Annotated in this window: 1 protein-coding gene; it reads left to right on the top strand. The window is 68.5% G+C overall.

The genetic code is table 11. From position 1 onward, the window contains the following. On the top strand, positions 1 to 2,855 hold a 2,855-nt coding region (locus A5704_RS04335), incomplete at both ends, for an amino acid adenylation domain-containing protein (protein ID WP_156737607.1).

Below are 2,855 nucleotides of genomic sequence, written 5' to 3'. Positions count from 1 at the left end.
CTCCAAAACCACTACGACACCGCCGACATCCTGCCGCTCACCGCACTCCAAGAAGGACTGCTCTTCCACGCCACCACGCACGAGTCGGACGACGTCTACGCGCTCCAGCTGCAGATTTCGGTGGCCGGTCCGCTGGACCCGGATCGGCTGCACGACGCCGTCCGCACCGTCATCAGCCGCCACCCCCACCTCGCGGCCCGATTCTGTCGACAATTCGACCAACCGGTGCAAGTCGTTCCGGCTGTGCCTGAAATACCTTGGCAATCAGTCATATTCGAAACCGACGCGGAAGATCAACTCGCGCGTTTGTGTGCCGCCGAACGCGCCGCGGTGTGCAACCCCAATGGCCAGCCGGCCTTCCGGGTGGCGTTGATCCGCACCGCCCACGAGCGGCACCGCATCGTGCTCACCAATCATCACATCGTGCTCGACGGGTGGTCGCTACCGATCCTGCTGCACGAGATCTTCGCCTGCTACCAAGGCCGGCAACTGCCGGCCGCGACACCCTATCGCCGGTTCGTCAGCTGGCTGGCCGAGCGCGACCTCGACGCCGCCCGCGACGCCTGGGCCCAAGCGCTCGCCGGCCTTGACGCCCCCACCCTCGTCGGTCCGCCGGGCCGGTTGACATTGGGAACGCGGGCCGTTGAGGCCGGCCGGCTGCCCGCGGCAATCACCCAGTCAGTCGCTGAGTTGGCGCGCTCGAATCACACCACGGTCAACACCGTGCTGCAGGCGGCGTGGGCGCAACTGTTGATGGGACTGACCGGCCACCATGACGTGGTCTTCGGCACCGCGGTCTCGGGACGGCCCGTCGAGATACCGGGAGCCGACCGCATGGTCGGCCTGCTGATCAACACCGTGCCGGTGCGCGCGCACATCACCACCACCATGACCACCGCCGAGCTGCTCCACCAACTGCACGACACCCACAACCACACCCTCGACCATCAACACCTGGCGCTCAACGAGATTCACCGCATCACCGGCCACGACCAACTCTTCGACACCCTGTTCGTCTACGAAAACTACCCCGTCGACACCGCCGCGCTGGCCGGCGCCGACGGGCTCGCCATCACCGAGTTCACCAGCCGCGAATCCAATCACTACCCCCTGACCGTGCAGGCCACGCCCGGGTCCGAACTGGGCGTGCGCGTCGAATACGACACCGATGTGTTCGACGCCGACACCGTTGAGGCTTTGGTCACCCGGTTGGAGCGGGTGTTGGTGGCGATGACGGCTGATGCCCAGGCGCGGTTGTCCTCGATTGGTGTGCTTGATGCCGGTGAGCTCGCGCGGGTGGGCGAGTGGGGGCATCGGGCGGTGTTGGGCGAGTCGGTGAGCGCGGTGTCGATCCCGGTGCTGTTCGCCCGGCAGGTGGCGCGCGCCCCGGGGTCGGTGGCGGTGCGTTGTGGGGGGCGGTCGTGGAGGTATGGCGAGATCGATGAGGCGTCGAACCGGTTGGCGCGTCTGCTGATTGGGTTGGGGGCTGGTCGCGGGCAGTGCGTGGGGGTGGTGCTGGCGCGCTCGGGTGAGGCCATCATCGCGATCTTGGCGGTGCTCAAGACCGGGGCGGCCTACCTGCCCATCGACCCCGCGCTGCCGGATGAGCGGGTCGGGTTCGTGCTGGCCGACGCCAACCCGGTGGCCGTGCTGAGCACCACCGCGCTGCGCCCCCGGCTGGAGGGGCGCGGTGTGGTCGTCGTCGACGTCGACGACGCGCGGATTGCTGCCCAGCCCAGCACCGGTCTGCCCGCCCCGGCACCCGATGACGTGGCGCACCTCATTTACACCTCGGGCACGACCGGGGTGCCCAAAGGGGTGGCGGTCACCCATGCCAATGTGACCCGCTTGTTCGACGGCCTGCAGGTGGGTATCGGGTTGGGATGCGAGCAGGTGTGGGCCCAATGCCATTCGTATGCGTTCGACTTCTCGGTGTGGGAGATCTGGGGTGCCCTGCTTTCTGGTGGGCGGTTGGTGGTGGTGCCCGAGGAGCTGACCCGCTCCCCCGACGAGCTGCACGCACTGCTGATCAGCGAAGGCGTGACCGTCTTGAGCCACACCCCCTCGGCGCTGGCCGCGCTGTCGCCGACCGGACTGGATCAGGTGGCGTTGATGGCCGCCGGGGAGGCCTGTCCCCCCGAGGTCCTCGCACGCTGGGCGCCCGGGCGGGTGATGGTCAACGGTTACGGCCCCACCGAAACCACCGTCTACGCCACCATCAGCGCCCCACTGACCGCGGGCTCGGGCCCGGTGCCCATCGGGCTGCCGGTGCCCGGGGCGGCGCTGTTCGTGCTCGACCCGTGGTGCCGCCCGGTGCCCCCCGGGGTGATCGGTGAACTCTATATCGCCGGCCGCGGCGTCGGCCTGGGCTATCTGCACCGGGCGGCATTGACCGCGGCCCGGTTCGTGGCCTGCCCCTACGGGCCGCCGGGAACCCGGATGTATCGCAGCGGGGACCTGGTGTGCTGGCGCCCTGACGGGCAACTGGACTACCACGGCCGCGCCGACGATCAAGTCAAAATCCGCGGCTACCGCATCGAATTGGGCGAAATCCACGCCGCCCTGGCCGCACTCGAGGGAGTCGAACACGCCGCGGTCATCGTGCGCGAAGACCGCCCCGGCGACAAACGCCTCACCGCCTACATCACCGGCACCGCCGACCCCACCCAGCTACGCGCCACCCTGGCCCAACAACTGCCCAGCTACATGATCCCCGCCGCCATCATCGCCCTCGACACCCTGCCCATCACCCTCAACGGCAAACTCGACACCCGCGCCCTACCCACCCCCGACTACACCAACACCCGCTCCAACCGGGTGACCAAAGCCTCAACGGTGTCGGCGTCGAACACATC

It is taken from the genome of Mycobacterium sp. E735, from assembly GCF_001666955.1.
Lineage (GTDB): Bacteria > Actinomycetota > Actinomycetes > Mycobacteriales > Mycobacteriaceae > Mycobacterium.
This window is presented reverse-complemented; position numbering and strand designations above follow the sequence as displayed.